This is a genomic window from Burkholderia sp. BCC0397, from assembly GCF_902832865.1.
Lineage (GTDB): Bacteria > Pseudomonadota > Gammaproteobacteria > Burkholderiales > Burkholderiaceae > Burkholderia.
The window spans coordinates 130,719-151,482 of record NZ_CADFDL010000010.1 but is presented as its reverse complement, the minus strand read 5'-3'; the positions used below and the strand labels follow the sequence as shown (position 1 = coordinate 151,482).

Genomic DNA, 20,764 nt, shown 5'->3' with positions numbered 1-20,764 from the left:
GCTCAGAACTCCACGCCGCGCTGCGCCTTCACGCCTTGCTCCTTGTACGGATGCTTGACGAGCCGCATTTCGGTGACGAGATCGGCCGCATCGATCAGCGCATCGGGTGCGTGCCGCCCGGTGACGACGACGTGCACCGACTCCGGGCGCGCGACGAGTGTCGCGAGCACTTCGTCGAGCGGCAGGTATTCGTACTTCAGAACGGTGTTCAGCTCGTCGAGGATCACCATCCGGTAGTCGCCGCTTTCGATCATCCGGCGCGCCTCGTCCCAGCCCTTGCGCGCGGTCGCGATATCGGCGTCGCGGTTCTGCGTGTTCCACGTATAGCCGTCGCCCATCGTCACGAAATCGCATTCCGCGACCGCACCGAGGAAGTCGCGCTCGGACGTATGCAGCGCCCCCTTGATGAACTGCACGACGCCGAGCCGCATGCCGTGGCCGAGCACGCGCACGGCCATCCCGAACGCGGCCGTGCTCTTGCCCTTGCCGTTGCCGGTGTGGACGATCAGCAGGCCCTTCTCCTGGGTGGCGGCGGCCTGCTTCTTCTCGTGGCCGGCGCGGCGGCGTTCGGCCATCCGCTGATGGGATTCGGAATCGGTCTTCATCGGGAATCGTCCTGTCGAAAGCGAAGCAATGGGTTCAAAGCGGGCCGGCGAGCGCAACCGTCACGCCGTCCCGGATGGATTTGGGGCCGAGCAGCCGGCCGTACGGCGCGGCGAGCTGCGCGCACGGCTCGGCCACGCCCGCGATGCCGAAGCGGGCCAGCGCGGCGTCCGACGGGCCGCTCGCGGCCAGTTCCGGACGGCTCGCGAGTTGCGCCGCATCGAACGCGACGAGCGGCCAGCCACGGCGCGCGCACAGTGTGCGCAGCGCAGGGGCGCGTGCCTTGTCGGCGAGCGTCGCGACGAGCGCCGGTTCGGCGGCCGGGTAGCGCGCGAGCGCGGCGCGGATCGCGGCATCGAGTTGCGCGGCCGTGACGCCCGCGCGAAAGCCGACGCCGAGCGCGACGCGCATCATGCGCGTCCGCCGAGCGCCGCACGCACCGCCGGATCGTCGGCGAGCGCCGCGACGCGGCCGATCACGACGATCGCCGGCGAGCCGATGCCGGTCGCACCCACGCGTTCGACGATCGTATCGAGCGTCGCGAGTACGTGACGCTGTTCGGGGCGCGTGGCGTTCTCGATTGCCGCGCACGGCGTGTCGCCGGGCAGGCCGCCGTCGCGCAGCGCCGCGGCAATCGCGTCGAGCCGGCGGATGCCCATGTAGATCACGATCGTCATGCGCGTGGCCGCGAGCGCGCGCCAGTCGGGCTCGTCGGCTCCCGCGCCGTGGCCGGTGACGAAGATCACGCCCTGCGCGTCGCCGCGGTGCGTGACCGGAATGCCGAGCGCGGCCGGCGCGGCGATGCCCGCGGTGATGCCGTTGACGACCTCCACCGGAAAGCCCGCCGCGCCGAGCGCGACCAGTTCCTCACCGCCGCGGCCGAACACGAACGGATCGCCGCCCTTGAGCCGCGCGACGCTGCGGCCCGCGCGCAGGTGCGCGAGCATCGCGGCGACGATCGCCTGCTGCGGCGTCGACGCCTGGCCGCCACGCTTGCCGACGTGCTCGATCAGCGCATCGGCGCGCGCATGGCGCAGCACGTCGGGGTTCACGAGATCGTCGACGAGCAGCACGTCGGCCGCGGCGATCGCGCGCACGGCCCTGAGCGTCAGCAGGTCGGCGTCGCCGGGGCCGGCGCCGACGAGCCATGCGCGGCTCATCGCGCGCGGCACGGCGCGCACCGTGTCGAAACAGTGGAACAGGAAAGGCGGGCGGCACATCGGCGGCCGGCGGGCAGGCAGTGCATGACGGATCGGGCGAAACCCGCGCGAACGCGAGTGGAATACGCACCCCATCCGTCCCCCGCGGATCGGGCGTTCGGCGAGCATCGCGCTCGCCCCTTGCGTCGGCCGGTATCCGGGCTGGCCGCTTGCCAGGTCGCAGCCTTCCCGCCCGGTCGAAGGGCAGTGGCATCGCGGGCGGCCTGGGCGCACGCGCGGGAAAGCGCGTGGCGCGGGCGGCGTACCGTTGCGGGGACAGCACAGGCCGGGCGGATATCCGCCTCCTGTTTCCCGTTTAACTGCATGCACGGAATGCGCATGCGAGCACCGAACGCGGCGCATACGATAGCACAGGCGTGCAACGCACCAGCCGCCCGGCGGACCGGCTGCGCGGGGCGTCGGCGCGGCCCGCGAGGTCAGAACTTGTACGCCGCCGTCAGCGTGAACGTGCGGGGCGAACCGGGCATGATCTGCGCGAGGCCCGTCGCATTCGCGTAGTAGTCGCGATCGGTGAGGTTGACGGCCGCCAGCGTCACCTCGAGGTCGCGCGTGCGATATCCGGCCTTGCCGTCCCAACGGACGTAGGCGGGCAGTTCGAGCAGGTTGTCGCGATCGGCGTAACGCGCCCCTTCGTACACCAGCCCGAGTTCGGCGAAAAATCCGCGCAGCGGCGCATGGCTGACGAACAGGCTGCCGTTCGACCCGGACACGCCAGCCGACCGCTTGCCCGCATACTTCGGCTCGGCGTCGACTACCCGCGCGCGTTGCCAGCCGATGCCGCCGCGGACGAACCAGTCGCCCGTGAGCCGGCCGGCGACACCCAGTTCCAGGCCGCGATTGCGCTCGAGGCCGGTGAGGTCGAAAAAACCCGGCCGAACCGGGTCGGCGACGCGGCGGTTGTACAGATCGAGCTGAAACAGCGCGAGCGTCGTGCTCAGCGCGCCGCCGCGCCAGTCGCTTTTCACGCCGATCTCGTATTGGCGGTTGTATTGCGGGCCGAGATCGTTGGCGTTGCCGCGCGCGTCCGGCGTGATGCCGATCAGGTCGCCGCCGACCGGCGCGAAGCTCTTGCTGTACGACGCATACACGCTGTGCGCGCCGACCGGCGACCACACGACGCCGAGCCGCGGGCTCCATGCCGTCGTCGTGCGCCGCGAACGCAGAGCGTTCAGCACGTTGGTCGAATCGACGTCGAAACGTTCGCCGCGCAGGCCGCCGAGCAGCTTCCACGCTCGCCCGAGGTCGATGCGATCCTGCGCGAAGATTGCGTAGTCGCTGACGCGATGGCGGTTCATCGCATACGGGCGCGGCGTCGAGCCGACCGGTGCGAGACGATCCGGTCCGGTAATCGGAACCGGTGTCGCGTCGGCCTGCCAGAGCGTCGGGCTGCGTTTCTGCCAACCGTATTCGATGCCGAACAGCAGGTGATGCAAGGCCGGTCCGGTCGCGACCTTGCCGCCCAGTTCGACGCCGGTCTGCACGTTGAGATGCGTCATGTCCTGCAGGTAGCGCGCCCGTTGCACGTGCCGGTAGTCGCGCGGCTTCGTGACGTAGCTTTGCGTGACGTAGGTATTGTCGAAGGTGCTGCGCAAATCCAGCACGCCCAGCGTATGGCGCAGCTCCCAGTCGCCATCGAGCGCGTGCGTGAAGACCGAGCGCCAGTTCATGTTCTCGTCGCGGATGGTGTCGCGGCCCGCCGCGCCGAAGAAGGTTGCGCGCGGCGCGGACGGCAGCGAAAACGCGAACGGCTTGCCGGCCGCGTCGACCGCGGCGACCGGCGCCGGCATGCCGCGATCGGGCACGCGTCGGTACGTGTCGTATTCGAACTGCAGCAGCCAGCTTCGCCGCGCGTCCTGCCATTTGATCGACGGCGCGACGTACTGGCGCGTGCCGTCGACATGGTCGCGGAAGCTGCCTGCATGTTCGCGTCCGGCGTTGAGCCGCACGCTCCATGCCCTCGACAGCATCCGGTTGAGGTCGACCGTGGCGCCGAGCCGTCCATAACTTCCGGTTGCCGCCGACACATGTCCGAAGTTTTCCGGCAACGGCTGCTTGGTGATCCGGTTGATGACGCCGCCGCCGCTGCCGCGCCCGTACAGCGCCGCCGCCGGCCCCTTCAGCACTTCGACGCGTTCGATGTTGCCGAGACTGCGCACGTATTGCGCGTCGTCGCGCATGCCGTCGAGCAGCAGGTCGCCCGCGGCGGAAAAACCGCGAATGCGGAACGAATCGAAGCGCGTATCCGACGTATTGGAAACACCCGGCACGCCGGCCAGCGCGTCGGCCAGCGTGCGGCCGCCATAGGACAGCGTTTCCTCGACCGGGACGCTGTCGATGGTTTGCGGGATGTCACGCGGATCGCTCGCGGTGCGGGTCGCCGTGCTCACGCTTTCGGCGCGCGGATCGTTTGGATGGCGTCGGCTGCGCACCTCGACCGCGGGCAGTTCGTCGTCGAACTCGGCCGCCGGGGCAGGGCAGGAAGCAACGCCGGCGATCGAGCACAGCGACAGGGCCAGCACAGGAAAGCGCCGCCCGGATATCTGTCGTTTCGACATGGAAATTTAAGGATGACTGAGTGATTGCCTCACCTTGCCGTTGCGCGTTTGTTTGCGTTTTTTGTCAGGCGAAGTTTATCCCGTTTAATTGAAAACGACAATCATTCGCATTCGCCGCCGGCCGCTCGCCTTGACGCTCCCCGCACCGCCGCCTACACTCGCACGCGTTTTGGTGCTCGCGCGCGCCGCTCCGGTGCACGCAGTTAAACGGGAAACAGGGAGCCTGCCTGCGCCGCAGTCGAGCCAACCTGTGCTGCCCCCGCAACGGTAAGCGAACGCGTCGCGCGCAGCGCGATGCAGCGCCGCTTCGCCGCATGCCATGCGCATGCGGACGACCGCCACTGGATGCCGCGCGTATCCGGGAAGGCGAAGCGGCGTGTTCGTCAGCCCGGATACCGGCCTAAACGTTGGGGTTCAGCGCCGCGGGGAGGCGGCGCATCGTCCACGGCCGCAGCAGGCCCGACGCCCGGTGTTTCCCGCTGTCTCCGTCGATCTGCCCGCGCGCGAATGCGCCCGGCCGGCACGATGGACGGCAGGTGGCGCCGGCGAGGCCGCGGCAGCCGTGTTGGCATTCACGATGTCGACCGTTCGCAAGGAAGCACCATGCCCGATTCGTTGTTCCGCCCGTCCCGCGGCTGTCCGGCCGGACTGCGCGGTGACCTTCCCGCGTACCGTCCCGTGAATGGCCGCGCCGCCACCGACGCGACGATCCCGTCCTGATTCCATACTCGTCACCGGACCTACCATGACCCTACGCAAGCTTCCCGTCACGATCGTCACGGGCTTTCTCGGCAGCGGCAAGACGACGCTGATGCGCCATATCCTGCAGCACGCCGAAGGCCGCCGTATCGCGGTGATCGTCAACGAATTCGGCGAGCTCGGCATCGACGGCGAAATCCTCAAGGGCTGCGGCATCGGCTGCGAGGATGCCGACGGCGCACAGGGCGAAGCATCGGGCCAGCTGTACGAACTCGCGAACGGCTGCCTGTGCTGCACCGTGCAGGAAGAGTTCTATCCGGTGATGGAAGCGCTCGTCGAGCGCCGCGCGGACATCGATCACGTGCTGATCGAGACGTCGGGCCTCGCGCTGCCGAAGCCGCTCGTGCAGGCGTTCAACTGGCCGACGATCCGCAACAGCTTCACGGTCGACGCGGTCGTGACCGTCGTCGACGGGCCGGCCGCCGCGAGCGGCCAGTTCGCGGAGAACCCGCAGGCCGTCGACGCGCAGCGCCGCGCCGATCCGAACCTCGACCACGAATCGCCGCTGCACGAACTGTTCGCCGATCAACTGTCGTCCGCCGATCTCGTGATCGTGAACAAGGCCGACCTCGTCGGCGACGCCGAGTTCGCGCGGATCGAAACCGCGATCCGCGACGAGATCCCGCCGCAGGTGAAGATCGTGCGCGCGACGCGCGGCGAGCTCGACCTCGCGATGCTGCTCGGCCTCGAATCGGCGTCGGAGGAAACGATCCACCTGCGTCACGACCATCACGGCTCGGCCGACGACGGCGATCACGATCACCATCACGACGATTTCGACTCGGTGGTGGTGTCGGGCGACGCCGGCACGCGCGAAGCGACGATCGCCGCGTTGCAGCGCGTGGTCGAAGCGCACACGATCTATCGCGCGAAAGGCTTTGCCGCGCTGCCCGGCGCGCCGATGCGGCTCGTGATCCAGGGTGTCGGCCGCCGCTTCGACAGCTATTTCGACCGCCGCTGGCAGGACGGCGAAACGCGCGCGAGCCGCTTCGTGCTGATCGGCGAGGATCTCGACGCGGCCGCGCTGCAACGCGCGTTCGACGCCGCGTGCGCGGCCGAGCTGCAACAGGCGTAACGCACGATGCATCTGCTGCGCACCACGCCGGGCGGCTTCGTCGACGATACGCAGGGCGTCGTCCGGATCGACCAGCAGCCGGCCGACATCGTGATCCTGAGTTCGGCCGACACGACGCTGTCGCTGCTCGCGAGCGTCGTGCCGCACTTGCCCGAAGGATTCCCGAGCGTGCGGCTCGCGAACGTCACGTTCCTGCGGCAGCCGGCGTCGGTCGATTTCTATGTCGACGACGTGCTGCGTCACGCGAAGACGGTCGTGATCGATCATCTCGGCGGCGAAGCGTACTGGCCGTACGGGATCGAGCAGGCCGTGTCGCTCGCGTCGAAGCGCGGGCAGCAGCTCGCGATGTTCTCGGGCGACCTGCAGGAGGACCCGAACCTCGTCGCGAAGAGCACGGTGAAGGCCGACCTGTGCCGGCTGTGGTGGCGCTATCTGCGCGAAGGCGGCGTGCACAACGCCGACGCGCTGCTGCGCAGCATCGCGTTTCACACGCTCGGGTTCGGCGACGAGCCCGAACTGCCGCGCCCGCTGCCGGCCGCCGCGCTGTATCACCCGGCGCGCGACCGCGCGAGCGTCGACGACTGGCGGCCGCGCTGGACGCCCGGCGCGCCGGTCGTCGCGATCCTGTTCTATCGCGCGCACTGGCAGGCCGCGAACACTGCCGTGTTCGACGCGCTGGCCGACGCGCTGATCGACGAAGGACTGAATCCGCTGCCGATCGCGGTGACGTCGCTGAAAGATGCGGTGAGCCGCGAGGTCATCACGCAACTCTGCGATACGCACGACGTCGCGCTCGTGCTGAATACCACGGCGTTCGCGGCCGGTGCGATCGACAGCCCCGAGCCCGACGTGCTCGCAGGCGACGCGCCGGTGCTGCAAGTGATCCTGTCCGGCGGCAATCGCGACGCGTGGGTGGCCGACAACCAGGGCCTGCACGCACGCGACATCGCGATGCATATCGCGCTGCCCGAAGTCGACGGGCGCATCGTCACGCGCGCGGTGAGCTTCAAGGGGCTCGCGTATCGCTGCCCGCATACCGAGGTCGACGTCGTGCGCTACCAGCCGGATGCCGAGCGGATCGCGTTCGTCGCGGCGCTCGCGCGCGGCTGGTGCCGGCTGCGCACGCTGGAGAACGCCGACAAGCGCGTCGCGCTGATTCTCGCGAACTATCCGCAAAGCGAAGGGCGCATCGGCAACGGCGTCGGGCTCGACACGCCGGCCTCCGCGCTGCGCGTGCTCGCGGCGCTGCGCGACGCCGGTTATACGGTGGCCGACCTGCCGCCCGACGGCGACGCGCTGATCGCGCGGCTCACCGAAGGCGTGACCAACGACGCGGCCGTGCACGCGCTGCGACCGGCGTTCCAAAGCTTCCCGCTGGCCGACTACGCTGCGCATTTCGCGCGGCTGCCGGCGGCCGTGCGCGACGCGCTGAACGCGCGCTGGGGGCCGCCTGAAGCCGACCCGACGCTGCGGCAACAGCGTTTCACGATCGCCGGCTGGCGCGCGGGCAACGTGTTCGTCGGCATCCAGCCGTCGCGCTCGCGCGACGACAACGACTACGCGAGCTACCACGATGCGGAGCTCGTGCCGCCGCATGCGTATCTCGCGTTCTATTTCTGGCTGCGCGATGCGTATCGCGTCGACGCGGTCATCCATCTCGGCAAGCACGGCAATCTCGAATGGCTGCCCGGCAAGAGCGTCGCGCTGTCCGACGCGTGCTGGCCCGACCTGACGCTCGGGCCGCTGCCGCACCTGTATCCGTTCATCGTCAACGATCCGGGCGAGGGCAGCCAGGCGAAGCGCCGCGCACAGGCCGTGATCGTCGATCACCTGATGCCGCCGCTCACGCGCGCGGAAAACTACGGCCCGCTGCAGGATCTCGAGCGGCAGGTCGACGAATACTACGAAGCGCTGATGGTCGACGCGCGGCGCGCGAAGCTGCTGCGCAAGACGATCCTCGCGACGATCGCCGAGCATCGTCTGCACGACGAGCTGAGCGTGTCGCCACCGCGCGATGCGGGCGACGAGGACGCGCTGCTCACGCGCGTCGATGCGTGGCTGTGCGAGTTGAAGGAAGCGCAGATTCGCGACGGGCTGCACGTGTTCGGCGCGTCGCCGGTCGAGCGCCAGCGGCGCGACACGTTGCTCGCGCTTGCACGCTTTCCGGTCGGCGACGGCAAGGGCCAACGGGCCGGGCTGATCGGCGCGCTCGCGCGCGATCTCGCGCTCGGCGACGCTTTCGATCCGCTCGCGGCCGACTGGGCCGCGCCGTGGGCGGGGCCGCGGCCGGCCGTCCTGCAAGCGCTCGACGAATCGCCGTGGCGTCACGCGGGCGACACGCGCGAGCGGCTCGAACGGCTTGCGCAGCATTGGCTGAACGCCGTGTGCGGATCCGCTTCAGAAGATCCCGGCGTCGACATGCCGCCGCCCGGCGAATGGCCGCATACGCTCGCGGTGATCGAACGCGTGCGTTCGACGCTGTTGCCTGCACTCGACGCGTGCGGCGGCGAGGAAATGCGTCAGCTGCTACGCGGGCTCGACGGCCGCTTCGTGCCGCCGGGGCCGAGCGGCTCGCCGTCGCGCGGCCGTCCCGACGTGCTGCCGACCGGCCGCAACTTCTACTCGGTCGACACGCGCGCGGTGCCGACGCAGGCCGCGTGGTCGCTCGGCCTGAAATCCGCGCAGCAACTGATCGAGCGCCATCTGCAGGATCACGGCGACTATCCGCGCGCGATCGGCCTGTCGGTCTGGGGCACGGCCACGATGCGCACCGGCGGCGACGACATCGCACAGGCATTCGCGCTGATCGGCGTGCGCCCGAAATGGGCGCACGGCAGCCATCGCGTGACCGACTTCGAGATCCTGCCGATCGAGATTTTCGACCGGCCGCGCATCGACGTGACGCTGCGCGTGTCGGGTTTCTTCCGCGACGCGTTCCCGAACCTGATGCACCTGTTCGACGCGGCCGTGCAGGCCGTCGCCGCGCTCGACGAGCCCGAGGAACTGAACCCGATCCGCGCGCGCATCGAGCGCGAACGCGCGAAGTGGGTTGAGCAGGGCGTGGCGCCCGACGAAGCGCGGCGCCGCGCCGGCTGGCGCGTGTTCGGCGCGCGACCAGGCAGCTACGGCGCGGGCCTGCAGGACCTGATCGACCAGCGCCGCTGGCAAAGCGACGCCGATCTCGCGGACGCATACCGTCAATGGGGCGGCCATGCGTACGCGCAGAACAGCGCGGGCGACGCGGCGGCCGACGTGTTCGGCGAGCGGCTGGCGACGATCGACGTCGTCGTGCAGAACCAGGACAGCCGCGAGCACGACATCCTCGATTCGAACGACTACTACCAGTTCCAGGGCGGGATGACGGCGGCCGTGCGGCACCTGTCCGGGCAGCAGCCGAGCATCTACCACGGCGACCATGCGAACCCGGCCGCGCCGAAGATGCGCACGCTGCGCGAGGAAATCGCACGCGTGATCCGCTCGCGCGTCGTCAACCCGAAATGGCTCGACGGCGTGAAGCGTCACGGCTACAAGGGCGCGGCCGAGCTGGCCGCGACCGTCGACTACCTGTACGGCTATGACGCGACCGCGCGCGTGCTGTCGGACCACCAGTACGCGCTCGTCGCCGACGCGTACCTGTTCGACGACGCGACCCGCGCGTTTCTCGAACGGCACAACCCGAAGGCGCTGCACGGCATCTGCGAACGCTTCGTCGAAGCGATGCAGCGCGGGCTGTGGCAGCAGCCGGGCCATTATCGCGAGCGGATCGAAGCGATCTGGCTCGCCAGCGAACAACGCCAGGAAGGAGGACGGCGATGACCGATCCGACGACGCACCGCGCCCGCGCGGTTTTTCCGTTTGCGGCGCTCGTCGCGCAGGACACGTTGCAGCAGGCGCTGCTGCTTGCCGCGATCGACCCGTCGCTCGGCGGCGTGCTCGTCAGCGGCCCGCGCGGCACCGCCAAATCGACTGCCGCGCGCGGCCTCGCGGAGCTGCTGCCTGAAGGGCAGTTCGTCACGCTGCCGTTGTCGGCGAGCGACGAGCAGGTGACGGGCACGCTCGATCTCGCGCATGCGCTTGCCGAAAACGGCGTGCGCTTCCGGCCGGGCCTGCTGGCTCGCGCGCATCTCGGCGTGCTGTATGTCGACGAAGTGAACCTGCTCGCCGACGGGCTCGTCGATACGCTGCTCGACGTCGCCGCGAGCGGCGTGAACATCGTCGAGCGCGATGGCGTGTCGCACGCGCACGACGCGCGCTTCGTGCTGGTCGGCACGATGAATCCCGAGGAGGGCGAGCTGCGCCCGCAGTTGCTCGACCGCTTCGGGCTGATGGTCGAGCTGGAGAACTGCTTCGACGCCGCGCAGCGCGAGCGGATCGTGAAGGCGCGTCTTGCGTTCGATCTCGATCCGGATGCGTTTCGTGCGCGTCACGCGCCTGCCCAGCGGGAACTCGCGGACCGGATTCATGCGGCGCGCGCCCGGCTGCCGGCGCTGGATTTCGACGATGCGGTTCATGCGCGCGTCAGCGCGCTGTGCATCGACGCGGCCGTCGACGGGTTGCGTGCCGATCTCGTGATGCTGCGCGCCGCGCGTGCGCTGGCCGCGCTGGAACAGGCCGGCGCGGTGACGGTGTCGCATGTGGCGCGCGTGGCCGAAGCCGTGCTGCGGCACCGGCGCCATGCAGGGCCGCCGCCGTCGCACCAATCGTCACACCAGTCGTCGCAACACGATGGTGAACGCGACGATCGTCCGCCGCCGGACCCGCGCCAGCGGCCCGGCGACCGACCGAGTGAGACGGGCGACACGAAGGCCGACGCGTCGGCATCGCAGGGCGACTGGGGCTACCTGCCGCCCGAACCGGCCGGGCTGCGCGACGTGAAAAGCGTGGTGCCGCTGCCGCTAAAAAAACGCTGAGCCATCGAGCCGGCGCCGCCGCGAACGCGATTCGCGGTCCTCGATGGCAGTCAGGCGCCGCCGCGCGCGTGCCGGGCACGGTGCGCGCGGGCACGGCCGTCGCGTGGCCGGCGACGCTCGCCGCGAAACGCGGCAGCCCGCTGCATCGCGATCATCTGCGCTACGGGAAACGCGCGGGCGCGCCGCACGCGCTGCATTGCTTCGTGCTCGACTGTTCGGCGTCGATGCTGTCGCACGCGCGGCTCGCGCTCGCGAAGGGGCTGATCGTCGCGTATTTCGATCAGGCCGCGCGTGAGCGTGTCGAAACCGCGCTGATTTGCTTCGGCGGCAACGGCGCCGCGCGGCGCTTCGGCCCGGCCGTGCCGCGCTGGTGGAATGCGCGCTGGCTCGAGCCGGTCGACGGCGGCGGCGGCACGCCGCTGGCGGACGGTATCGCGGCCGCCGCGCAGCTGCTCGCCCGCGCGGCGCGGCGCGAGCCCGGCAAAACGCGCTGGCTGTGGGTGCTGTCCGACGGGCGCACGCGCGAGATGCCGGCCAAACCCGCGGCGGCCGATCACGTCGTGTTCGTCGACTTCGACGATGCGGCCGTGCGGATCGGGCAGGGCATGCGGCTCGCCGCGGCGTGGGGTGCACAGTGGCTGACGGCCGACGCGCTTCGCACGGATCTCGCCGGCTGATGGCCGGCCGGCGGTGCGCTATGATCGCCGCTTCTGCTTCTGCCCACTGGAAACCCCCGCCATGCAAGTACTGGTCGATGCCGACGCGTGTCCCGCCGTCATCAAGGACATGTTGTTTCGCGCCGCGCGTCGCGCCGAAATCTGCGTGACGCTGGTCGCGAACCAGTTTCTGCGCACGCCGCCGTCGCCGTTCATCAAGGCCGTGCAGGTGCCGGCCGGCTTCGACGTGGCCGATGCGCGCATCGTCGAGCTGGCGGAACCCGGCGATCTCGTGATCACCGCCGACATCCCGCTGGCCGCCGCCGTGCTCGACAAGGGCGCGCATGCGCTCGACCCGCGCGGCAACTGGTTCAGCCGCGAGAACATCGAGGAACGCCTGTCGACGCGCGCGATGATGGACCAGTTGCGCAGCGCCGGCATCGACACGGGCGGGCCGGCGCCGTTCAGCCCGCGCGACGGCAAGACGTTTGCATCGCAGCTCGACCGGTTCCTGGCGCGGCACGGCAAGCCGTAACGGCACCCGTCGGCGCCCGGCCAGGATGCAGGTTTGCGCCCACGCTGCTATCGTGTGGCGCGAACCCTCAGCACAGGAGCGCACGCGTGCCACCGACCCAACTTCTCGTTCCGACCTACACCCAGATGCTGCGTGCGCAGTCCGCGTGGCTCGACAAGGCCGTCGCGCACCGGCAGGCCGCGGGCGACGAACCCGACGCGGTGATGACGCTGAGGCTGGCGCCCGACATGTATCCGCTCGCCGCCCAGGTGCGCTTCTCGTGTTTCCAGGCGATGGAGCCGGTTCACCGGCTGCGCGGCGAACCGCTGCCGGCTGCATTGCTCGCGTTGCGCGAGGCGGGCTGGAACGCCGATACTCAACCCGGTTCGCCGGCCGATGCGCAGGCGATCATCGCCGGTACGCTCGCTTTTCTCGGCGAACTCGCGCCGGATGCGCTCGATGGCGGCGCAGCGCTGCCGGTCACGCTCGAACTGCCGAACGGGATCGCATTCGACATGACGGGCGAACAGTACGCGCGCGACTGGGCGCTGCCGCAGTTCTACTTCCACGCGATCGCCGCGTACGCGATCCTGCGCCATCACGGCGTCGAGCTCGGCAAGGCCGATTACGTGCCGCACATGCTCGCGTACGTCCGGCCGGACACGATTCCGCAGGGTTGGGCCGGCCCCTCGGGCGCCGCGAAGCGACATGACACGTGCTCTGTTCATCTGCAGCCGCAACCGGCTGCGCAGCCCGACGGCCGAAGCGGTGTTCGCCGCGTGGCCCGGCATCGAAACCGACTCCGCGGGCCTCGCGCCCGACGCCGACGTGCGGCTGTCCGCCGAGCAACTCGACTGGGCGGAAATCGTGTTCGTGATGGAGCGCGCGCACAAGGCGCGACTGTCGGCGCAATTCGGTGCGCATCTGAAGCACAAGAAGATCGTTTGCCTCGACATCCCCGACCGCTACGCGTTCATGCAACCCGAACTCGTCGCGCTGCTCGAACGCAAGGTCGGCCGGTTCCTGCGCGCGTAATCGCCGCAATGAGTGCCCGAACCTGAGCCGGCATCGCGCTCAGCGAAGCGGCCCGCTCACGAATGCAGAAAAACTGTCGAGCCGCAGCAGCTCGATGATCTTGCGCGTCGGCACGCTCGCCCGGAGCGTGTCGAGCCGGTCGACGGTGAACCACTTGCAGCGGGCGATCTCGTTGCTCGCGCGCGGCGTCAGGTGCGCTGGCACGTCGGCCACGAATACGTGATGCAGCTTCGTCAGCCCGCCGAACTGCACCGCGTAGTCGAGCGCGAGCCCCTCCAGCCGCGTTTCCTCCGCGAGCTCCCGCTGCGCGGCTTCGAGCGGCGTCTCGCCGCGCCGGATCGTGCCGCCGGGCAACGACCAGCGCGCCGCGGGGCGCGCGACCAGCAGCACGCTGCTGCGCTGGCGGCACACGATCGTGGCGCGTTCCTTGATGACGGCGAGGGTATCCGGCCCGGTGCTCATGTTCTGGCAAAACAGGTGCTGAATCGTGGAGGAAAGGCACGTCGGCGATGCGTGGTTCGCCAGCCGGCGGCGACGGCATGCAGGCCGCCACGCCGATATTACCGGCCGTTCGTGACAGTTCCGTGCACCGCGGTCGCGCCACGGACGACCGCTCACGCGTGCGTGTAGATCCCGCTGCGCGCCGGCTTCGCGCGGCGTGAATGGCGGCGCTTGTGAACGGCACGCCGGTGATGGGGCGACGGCGCGGTGACGTGCCGGCGTGCGGGCGCGGGCCGGGCCGCCGGCGCGGCAGCATGCGGCGCCGCGCCCGGCACTCCGGTTTGCCCTTCGCCGAAGTGGAAAGTCTGGTTTTGCGCGTGCGCGACGCCCAGCGTCGACGCCAGCACGAAGGCTGCCAGCCACAATCGTTTCATGAGTATTCCGCCTTGCATGGGTGGGGATGAATGTTGTCCGCCAGCTTAGCGAACGGCGGGGCGCGCCCGCAACCGGCGCGCGTTCGGTGTCGTCCCCACTTGCGCACGACGACGTGATCCGCGCGGCAGGCGGGTCCATCCGGGCTTGACAACGTAATTCTCGAGTGTGAATATAAATTCACATACAAGAATTATTCGTCGAATCCGGAGAAGCCGTGCGCACGCGCCGGGGCACCGGAACCGGCAGTCCGATCAACCGGAACCAGGAGCGAGACGCATGGCGGAACACGAGCAGCAGGGCGCGCTGGCGGGATTGCGCATCATCGATTTGTCGCGAGTGCTGGGCGGTCCGTACGCGACCCAGATCCTCGCCGATCACGGCGCGGAAGTGATCAAGGTCGAACCGCCGTCCGGCGACGAGACGCGCACGTGGGGCCCGCCGTTCGACGGCGACACCGCGTCGTACTTCCTCGGCGTGAACCGCAACAAGCTCGGCATCGCGCTCGACCTGACGCAGCTGGCCGATCGCGAGCGGCTGCTCGGCCTGCTCGAACACGCGGACGCGCTGGTCGAGAACTTCAAGATCGGCACGATGGAGCGCTGGGGGCTCGGGTTCGACGCGCTGCATGCGCGGTTTCCGCGCCTCGTCTACTGCCGCGTGTCGGGTTTCGGCGCGGACGGCCCGCTCGGCGGGCTGCCGGGCTACGACGCGGCCGTGCAGGCGCTCGCGGGGCTGATGAGCGTGAACGGCGAGCCGGGCGACGCGCCGTTGCGCGTCGGCGTGCCGATCGTCGATCTCGTCACGGGGCTGAACGCGGCGCTCGGCGTGCTGATGGCGCTGCGCGAACGCGACGCCAGCGGCCGCGGCCAGTTCGTCGAATCGACGCTGTTCGACTGCGCGCTGTCGATCCTCCATCCGCATACGCCGAACTTCTTCCATTCGGGCAAGGCGCCCGTGCGCACCGGCAACGCGCATCCGAACATCACGCCGTACGACAGCTTTCCGACGGCGGGCGTCGACATCTTTCTGGCGGTCGGCAACAACGGGCAGTTCGCCGCGCTGTGCGACGTGCTCGGCACGCGCGACTGGCTCGACGATCCGCGTTTCGCGGACAACCGCGCGCGCAGCCAGCATCGCGCCGCGCTGCGCACGCTGCTCGAAACGGCGCTGGCCGCGCACGACGGTGCGACGCTCGCCGAGCGACTGATGCGCCGCGGCGTGCCGTGCGCGCCCGTGCTCGGGCTCGATGCGGCGCTCGACCACCCGCATGTCGCGCATCGGCAGATGAAGGTCGAGCTGGGCCGGCATCGCGGCATCGCGTCGCCGATCAAGCTCGGCCGCACGCCGGCCACGTACCGGCGCCCGCCCCCCGCGCTGAACGAACATGCGGCGCAGGTGTTCGCGGACGACAACGGCAACGACGACAACCGCCGGACCTGACCGGCATCGCGGCCGCCGGCCGTGCCGCACTGCGGCGCACGACCGCGCGTGCCGCGCACACCAACATTCGGCATCACGCCGGCCCGCGCATCGACACGCATCGACATGCGCACCGGCTGAAGAGGAGACGCATCATGCTCGCATGGATCGGCGCGGTCGCCATCGTCGCGCTGTTCGGCCTGATCATCACGAAGCGGCTGTCGCCGCTCGTCGCGCTGATCGTCGTGCCGGTGGCCGCGTCGCTCGCGGCCGGTTTCGGGCTGCAGACCGGCAAGTTCATCGTGCACGGCGTACAGAACATCGGCCCGATCGCCGGCATGTTCGTTTTTGCGATTCTGTTTTTCGGAATCCTCACCGATGCCGGGATGCTCGACCCGATCATCGCCGGCGTGCTGCGCGTGATCGGCTGCCATCCGCCGCGCATCGTGATGGGCTCGGCGCTGCTCGCGCTGCTGATCCATCTCGACGGCTCGGGCGCGGTCACGTTTCTCGTCACGCTGCCCGCGATGATGCCGCTCTACACGCGGCTCGGGATGGATCGCCGCATCCTCGCATGCGTCGCGTCGATGGCGGCCGGCGTCAACTTCCTGCCGTGGGTCGGGCCGATGCTGCGCGCGTCGGCCGCGCTGCACATTCCCGGCTCGGCGATCTTCACGCCGATGATTCCGGTGCAGATCGTCGGGCTCGCGTTCGTGTTCGGCACCGCCTACGTGCTCGGCGTGCGCGAGGCGAAACGGCTCGGGCTCGACCGCGCCGGCGCGGCATCGCTCGCGATCGCGCCGCGCGAGCTGACCGACGCCGAACGCGCGTTGCGCCGGCCGGGCCGCTTCGGGATCAACGTCGCGCTGACGCTCGTCGTGCTCGTCACGCTGGTGTCGGGCATCGTCGACCCGATAGTGATGTTCATGCTCGGCACGGTCGCCGCGCTCGTGATCAATTATCCGGACGTCCAGGCGCAGCGCGAGCGGATCGACGCGCATGCGAAGGCCGCGCTGATGATGGCGAGCGTGCTGCTCGCGGCCGGCGCGTTCACCGGCATCATGTCCGGCACCGGGATGCTGAAGGCGATGGCCGAGGTCGTCGTCGCGCACGTGCCGGTCGAGCATGCGCGCCACATGCCGTTCGTGCTCGGGCTGCTGTCGATGCCGCTCAGCCTGCTGTTCGATCCCGATTCGTTCTACTTCGGCGTGCTGCCGGTGCTCGCGGAGAGCGGCAAGCTGCTCGGCGTGCCGCCGATCCAGATGGCGCAGGCCGCGCTGCTCGGCCAGATGACGACGGGCTTTCCGGTGAGCCCGCTGACGCCCGCGACGTTCCTGATCGTCGGCCTGACCGGTGTCGAGCTCGCCGAGCACCAGAAATTCACGATTCCGTTCCTGTTCGCCGCCACCGTGCTGATGGTCTTCGCCGCGGTCGCGACGGGCGTGTTTCCGTTGTGAGGGCGCCCGGGCCGGTCGCTTCACGCCAGCCGCCCCGACGATGACTGTCTTCGCAACGTAAGCCCCCGCGTTGTCTTGAGAACGGCGCGGCCGTTCACGTTTTCCTGGAGAGCAATCCATGCAGTTCGACCTGACCGACGACCAGCGCGCGATCGAAAGCGCGATCGAGAAAATCTGCGAACGCTTCGGCGACGACTACTGGCTCGAACGCGATCGCACGGGTGGCTTTCCGGCCGATTTCCACGCGGCGCTCGCCGAGGCCGGCTGGCTCAGCATCGCGATGGATCCGGCCTACGGCGGCGCCGGGCTCGGGATGACCGAGGCGGCGCTGATGATGCGCACGATCAGCGCGTCGGGCGCGGGGCTGTCGGGCGCGTCGGCCGTCCACATGAACATCTTCGGGCTGAACCCGGTGCAGGTGTTCGGCAACGATGCGCAGAAGGCGCGCTTCCTGCCGCCGCTGATCGCCGGACGCGACAAGGCGTGCTTCGCGGTGACGGAACCCGACGCCGGCCTCGACACCACGCACCTGACCACGCAGGCGCGCCGCGACGGCGATCACTACGTGCTGAGCGGGCGCAAGATCTGGATCTCGACCGCGCAGGTGGCGAACAAGATGCTGATCATCGCGCGCACGACGCCGCTCGACCGGGTCGCGAAGCCGACCGACGGGCTGAGCCTGTTCTATACCGACCTCGACCGTTCGTGTATCGAAGTGCGCGAAATCGAGAAGATGGGCCGCAAGGCGGTCGATTCGAACATGCTGTTCATCGACAACCTGCGCGTGTCGCGCGACGACCTGATCGGCAACGAAGGCGACGGCTTCCGCTATCTGCTGCACGGCCTGAACCCCGAACGGATCCTGATCGCCGCGGAGGCGATCGGGCTCGGGCAGGCCGCGCTGCGCCGCGCGACGCAGTATGCGTGCGAGCGCGTCGTGTTCGGCCGGCCGATCGGGCAGAACCAGTCGATCCAGCATCCGCTCGCGCAGGCGTGGATGCAGCTCGAGGCCGCATGGCTGATGGTGATGAAGGCCGCGACGCGCTACGACGCGGGCCAATCGTGCGGCGCGGAGGCGAACGCGGCAAAATACCTCGGCGCGGAAGCCGCGTTCCAGGCCTGCCAGACGGCGATCGCGACGCACGGCGGGATGGGGTACGCGAAGGAATACCATGTCGAGCGCTACCTGCGCGAGTGTATGATTCCGAGGCTCGCGCCCGTGAGTCCGCAACTGATCCTGTGCTACATCGCGGAGAAGGTGCTCGGGCTGCCGAAGTCGTACTGACTACCGTATCGACCTGGCGGCCCGCCCGGCGCGCGGTTTCCCATTCCGAATCAAGCGCTCGTCATGGACGTCAAACTCGTTGCCCGTACGCTCGACCTGTTCGAGCTGTTCGCCGCCGAACGGCGGCCGCTGCCGCTCACCGAACTCGCGCGCCTGCTCAACGTGCCGGCGTCGAGTTGTCTGGCGATGACGCGCACGCTCGTGAGCCGCGGCTACCTGTACGAAGTGCGCAAGCGCGGCGGCTACTACCCGACGCGGCGCCTGCAGACGGTCGCCGCCGCGATCGACGCGACCGATCCGGTCGTCGACATCGTGCATCCGCACCTCGTCGCGCTGCGCGACGCGAGCCGCGAAACCGCCGTGCTCGGCAAGATCCAGGGCGCGTCGGTCACGTACCTCGACGTCGTCGAATCGGAGCAGGCGATCCGCTATACGCGCCAGCCGGGCGAGCTGCGGCCGCTGCATGCGAACTCGATCGGCAAGGCGATCTTCGCGGAACTCGCGAGCGATGCGCAGCAGGCGCTCGGCACGCAACTGTCGTTCGAACGCTTCACCGACGCGACAGTGGCCGACCTGCCGGCGCTGGTCGCGCAGACCGCGCGGTTTCGCGAACTCGGCTGGGCGGAGAACTTCGGCGAGAGCGCACCCGAGCTGTCGGCGCTCGCGGTGGCGCTGACGCTCGACGGCGACTGGTACGGGCTGTCGGTCGTCGGGCCGACCGAGCGGATTCGCCAGCATCGCGACACGCATGCGGCGCTGCTCGTCGACGCGAAGGCGCGGCTGCTGGCCGAGCACGCACGCGGGTAGGGCAGCCGCGCGCGACGGCGCCGGCAGCGGGCCGTCGCCGGCGTGCGGTCCTGCCACGCCGAGAACGACCCGCCGTACGTCACGCGCGAGCGCGTCGCGACGTCACGACTTCACGACTTCACCCACACGCCGCCCGCGCTCGGGTTGTCGCCCTGCGTCCACCATTTCGCGCAATACTTCGCGCCCTGATACGTCACGCACGTGCCGCCCTGGTAGGCGGTCGTGGCGGACCACACGGGCGAGCCGCCGCCGACCGGCTTCCACACGGCCGCCTGGCCAGGCACGTCGCCCTGCGTCCACCATTGCGCCTGGTACGTCGTGCCCTGGTAGGTGACCGTCGCGCCGGCCGTATAGACCTGGCCGGCCGCCCAGGGCGCACCCGGCTGCGGCGTGCCGCCGTCCGAGCCGCCGCCGTAGTTCGGGTCCTGCGTGACGCCCGCGCCCCACTTGCCATCGAGCTTCTTGAAGATCGCCGCGAACGCGTACGGCTGCTGCGCGACGCCGGAGCAGGTCGGCGACGCATACGTGCCGCCGGACGGGCACGCCTGATCGCGGCCGACCGACCAGTTGCCGAAGAAGCCGTAGCCGTTTGCGACCGCCGCGTTCAGCACGCTCTGCGCATTCGCGAGCGTGAACGTTTCGCCTTGCACGTCGTTCACGCCGATCATCGGCGTGACGCCGACCATCTGCCACAGCTGCGCATTGGTCTTCGGCTGGCCGGCCGACTTGAACGCCGTGTCGAGCTGCGAGTAGAGCGCCTGCGCGGCGCTGATCGCGGCGGCGCCCATGTCGATGTTCGCGGGGCCGTAATCCATCGCCATCACGTTGACCGCATCGAACGTGGTCTTGTTCGCGATCGCCGCGTTGACGACGTTCACACCGTCCTGCGTGAGCCCGGTCGGCATCGTCGGCAGCGTCAGCGTCACGTGCAGCGGCTTGCCCTTTGCCGCGTAGTCGGCCTGCAGTTGCGCGACCGCCTGGAAGTTGCGCACGATCGCCGCCGTGTCCTGCTGCGACGCGCCCTCGATGTCGAAGTCGATATGCGTGAGGCCGTACGTGTCGATCACCGTCTGGTATGCAGTCTTCAGCGCGGGGGCCGTCGAGCACGCCTGCATCAGCGGCGTGCCGTTCGCCCCGCCGAACGACACGGCGACTTCGCCGCCTTTCGCACGGTAGCTCGCGATCGACGTGGACAGTGCAGTCAGCAGGCCGCCGCTCGCGCCGTTGCCGATCGGCTGCACGCCACCCCACGACGGTGTACAACCGCTGCCCGCGACCACGAACGCGAGCGTGAACTGCTGGATACCCTGGCGCACGCCGATCTGATCGACCAACGGTGTCGGATAAAGCGTCACGTCGACATAGGGTGCATAGACGCCGGCGCCTTGCGACACGCTCGCCATCGCGAGCAGACAACCCGCGGCAAACGCACGCGGAACGAAACGCGGCAACACATTGTTGTTCATTCTGTGTTCTCCAAGTGGAAGAGGGATACGCTGGCCTGCGTATCGCCGCCGGTGGGGCAGGCACGTGCCCCGTCGGCGGCGTGCCTATCTTGGAGGATTCGCGTCGAATAGGAAACTTAGGTGTTCT

Annotated in this window: 17 protein-coding genes, 1 pseudogene and 2 riboswitches; of the genes and pseudogenes, 11 read left to right on the top strand and 7 right to left on the bottom strand. The window is 69.5% G+C overall.

From position 1 onward, the window contains the following. Positions 1-2 precede the first annotated feature (2 nt). The 4 genes from cobO to HWX03_RS26645 all read right to left on the bottom strand — a co-directional run bounded on the left by cobO (position 3) and on the right by HWX03_RS26645 (position 4,342). Positions 3-605 (bottom strand): cob(I)yrinic acid a,c-diamide adenosyltransferase, encoded by a 603-nt coding sequence (gene cobO / locus HWX03_RS26660; protein WP_006476035.1) that lies wholly within the window; start codon positions 603-605, stop codon positions 3-5. 34 nt (positions 606-639) lie between these two features. Continuing rightward, positions 640-1,017 carry a cobalamin biosynthesis protein gene (locus HWX03_RS26655; RefSeq protein ID WP_175873290.1) on the bottom strand — a complete coding sequence of 126 codons (378 nt, stop codon included), beginning with the start codon at positions 1,015-1,017 and terminating at the stop codon, positions 640-642. Beyond that, the gene (cobA, locus tag HWX03_RS26650) at positions 1,014-1,823 is read right to left on the bottom strand and encodes a uroporphyrinogen-III C-methyltransferase (protein WP_244132792.1); all 810 of its coding nucleotides are present in this window, start codon (positions 1,821-1,823) and stop codon (positions 1,014-1,016) included. Before cobA ends, HWX03_RS26655 begins: the two co-directional genes overlap by 4 nt. Before the next feature lie 109 nt (positions 1,824-1,932). After that, positions 1,933-2,170: riboswitch (cobalamin riboswitch) on the bottom strand. Between the two features lie 69 nt (positions 2,171-2,239). After that, positions 2,240-4,342 (bottom strand): TonB-dependent siderophore receptor, encoded by a 2,103-nt coding sequence (locus tag HWX03_RS26645; protein ID WP_244132791.1) that lies wholly within the window; start codon positions 4,340-4,342, stop codon positions 2,240-2,242. Between the two features lie 189 nt (positions 4,343-4,531). Further along, a riboswitch (cobalamin riboswitch) is annotated at positions 4,532-4,797 on the top strand. Positions 4,798-5,123: 326 nt separating this feature from the next. On the opposite strand from HWX03_RS26645, the gene cobW reads away from it, so the two are divergent. The 7 genes and pseudogenes from cobW to HWX03_RS26610 all read left to right on the top strand — a co-directional run bounded on the left by cobW (position 5,124) and on the right by HWX03_RS26610 (position 13,327). Then, on the top strand, positions 5,124-6,212 hold the full coding sequence (gene cobW, locus HWX03_RS26640) for a cobalamin biosynthesis protein CobW (RefSeq protein WP_175873288.1): 1,089 nt from the start codon (positions 5,124-5,126) through the stop codon (positions 6,210-6,212). A gap of 6 nt (positions 6,213-6,218) precedes the next feature. After that, positions 6,219-10,028, top strand: a complete 3,810-nt coding sequence (gene cobN / locus HWX03_RS26635) for a cobaltochelatase subunit CobN (protein WP_175873287.1) — start codon at positions 6,219-6,221, stop codon at positions 10,026-10,028. Beyond that, entirely contained in the window at positions 10,025-11,122 is a 1,098-nt protein-coding gene (locus HWX03_RS26630; protein ID WP_175873286.1) for an AAA family ATPase, read from the top strand. The genes cobN and HWX03_RS26630 overlap by 4 nt, the downstream gene beginning before the upstream one ends. A 68-nt stretch (positions 11,123-11,190) precedes the next feature. Beyond that, positions 11,191-11,799, top strand: coding sequence for a VWA domain-containing protein (locus HWX03_RS26625; RefSeq protein WP_175873285.1), 609 nt, complete (start codon positions 11,191-11,193; stop codon positions 11,797-11,799). Positions 11,800-11,860: 61 nt separating this feature from the next. Then, on the top strand, positions 11,861-12,313 hold the full coding sequence (locus HWX03_RS26620) for a YaiI/YqxD family protein (protein ID WP_174430393.1): 453 nt from the start codon (positions 11,861-11,863) through the stop codon (positions 12,311-12,313). A gap of 86 nt (positions 12,314-12,399) precedes the next feature. Then, positions 12,400-12,969: pseudogene (locus tag HWX03_RS26615) on the top strand (DUF1993 domain-containing protein); the annotation flags it as partial. Between the two features lie 31 nt (positions 12,970-13,000). Further along, entirely contained in the window at positions 13,001-13,327 is a 327-nt protein-coding gene (locus HWX03_RS26610) for a low molecular weight protein tyrosine phosphatase family protein (protein WP_175873284.1), read from the top strand. 39 nt (positions 13,328-13,366) lie between these two features. Here the strand turns inward: HWX03_RS26610 and HWX03_RS26605 are convergent, their stop codons facing one another. Together HWX03_RS26605 and HWX03_RS26600 are read right to left on the bottom strand one after the other, a co-directional pair. Then, on the bottom strand, positions 13,367-13,789 hold the full coding sequence (locus HWX03_RS26605) for an NUDIX hydrolase (protein WP_174430396.1): 423 nt from the start codon (positions 13,787-13,789) through the stop codon (positions 13,367-13,369). Between the two features lie 152 nt (positions 13,790-13,941). Continuing rightward, positions 13,942-14,202, bottom strand: coding sequence for a hypothetical protein (locus tag HWX03_RS26600; protein WP_175873283.1), 261 nt, complete (start codon positions 14,200-14,202; stop codon positions 13,942-13,944). Between the two features lie 277 nt (positions 14,203-14,479). Here HWX03_RS26600 and HWX03_RS26595 point away from each other — a divergent pair, with 277 nt between their 5' ends. The 4 genes from HWX03_RS26595 to HWX03_RS26580 all read left to right on the top strand — a co-directional run bounded on the left by HWX03_RS26595 (position 14,480) and on the right by HWX03_RS26580 (position 19,171). Continuing rightward, positions 14,480-15,643, top strand: a complete 1,164-nt coding sequence (locus tag HWX03_RS26595) for a CoA transferase (RefSeq protein WP_175873282.1) — start codon at positions 14,480-14,482, stop codon at positions 15,641-15,643. A gap of 134 nt (positions 15,644-15,777) precedes the next feature. Next, positions 15,778-17,079 carry a citrate:proton symporter gene (locus HWX03_RS26590; RefSeq protein ID WP_175873281.1) on the top strand — a complete coding sequence of 434 codons (1,302 nt, stop codon included), beginning with the start codon at positions 15,778-15,780 and terminating at the stop codon, positions 17,077-17,079. Between the two features lie 118 nt (positions 17,080-17,197). Beyond that, the gene (locus HWX03_RS26585; protein ID WP_175873280.1) at positions 17,198-18,364 is read left to right on the top strand and encodes an acyl-CoA dehydrogenase family protein; all 1,167 of its coding nucleotides are present in this window, start codon (positions 17,198-17,200) and stop codon (positions 18,362-18,364) included. Positions 18,365-18,427: 63 nt separating this feature from the next. After that, positions 18,428-19,171: an IclR family transcriptional regulator gene (locus tag HWX03_RS26580; RefSeq protein WP_175873279.1), complete on the top strand. Its 744-nt coding sequence runs from the start codon at positions 18,428-18,430 to the stop codon at positions 19,169-19,171. Positions 19,172-19,281: 110 nt separating this feature from the next. On the opposite strand, the gene HWX03_RS26575 is transcribed toward HWX03_RS26580, so the two are convergent. Beyond that, on the bottom strand, positions 19,282-20,637 hold the full coding sequence (locus HWX03_RS26575; RefSeq protein ID WP_175873278.1) for a chitinase: 1,356 nt from the start codon (positions 20,635-20,637) through the stop codon (positions 19,282-19,284). Positions 20,638-20,764: the final 127 nt, after the last annotated feature.